We start from the raw sequence: 728 nt of genomic DNA, 5'->3' as shown, positions 1-728 counted from the left end.
GGCACGGCGGCGGATCGGTGCTCTCATGCGGTTCCTCGTCTCTCGGCGTCTCCCCCGCCACTGCCGAGATACGACCACGCGGGGCGCGGGCGTACAGCCTCCGCGCCCCGCGTGTCCCCCGCTCCGTACAGACGGGCTCCTCCGCCGCGTCCGTACGGGCGCGGGCCCCGACTCCGCGGTCCTGCACGGGAGTCGGGGGTACGCGCACGCCGCCGTCTCAGGGGCGGCTTATCTCCGAGAAGCCCTCGCTCTGCTCCCAGCGGAGGGTGTAGAGACCGGCGTCGCTGTCGTAGAGGAAGGTGACGCGGCTGCCGTCGTCATTGATCGAGGTGTCCTGCCAGCCGTCGAAGTCGTCGGTGACGTCGATGTCCCACTTCGACAGATCGCCGGTGCCGACCCCGGCCACGGACTCCGTCGGGGGCTCGCCGTCGTAGCAGTACAGGCCGAAGTCGGCGGTGAGGGAGACGGTGCCCTCACGCTCCTCCAGACCGACGCCCTGGCACAGGTCGGTCTTCGTCTTGTACAGCGTCTTCCACTTGCTCCAGCCGGCGCCGCCGGAGGCGGTGTGCCGCTCCTGCACGCCGGTGCCCTTCACCAGCCGCACATGGACCTTGCGTCCGTCGCCGAGCGTCAGCGTCGACTGGTAGTCGTCGTCCGCGGCCGCGGCGGCCGGCCGGTGCTGTGCGCCGGCGCGCTCCGGATGCGGGCCGCCCCGGTCGCCGTCCCCG

The 728-nt window shown here is 72.4% G+C and carries 1 protein-coding gene; it reads right to left on the bottom strand.

Going from position 1 to position 728, the window contains the following annotated elements:
• Positions 1-217: 217 nt before the first annotated feature.
• Positions 218-728, bottom strand: a 511-nt coding sequence (locus AN218_RS37185; RefSeq protein ID WP_079132701.1) for a hypothetical protein, incomplete at its 5' end; no start/stop codon positions are given.

It is taken from the genome of Streptomyces nanshensis, assembly GCF_001751255.1.
GTDB lineage: Bacteria > Actinomycetota > Actinomycetes > Streptomycetales > Streptomycetaceae > Streptomyces > Streptomyces nanshensis_A.
The sequence above is the reverse complement of the archived record's forward strand: the minus strand, read 5'-3'. Positions and strand labels throughout refer to the sequence as shown.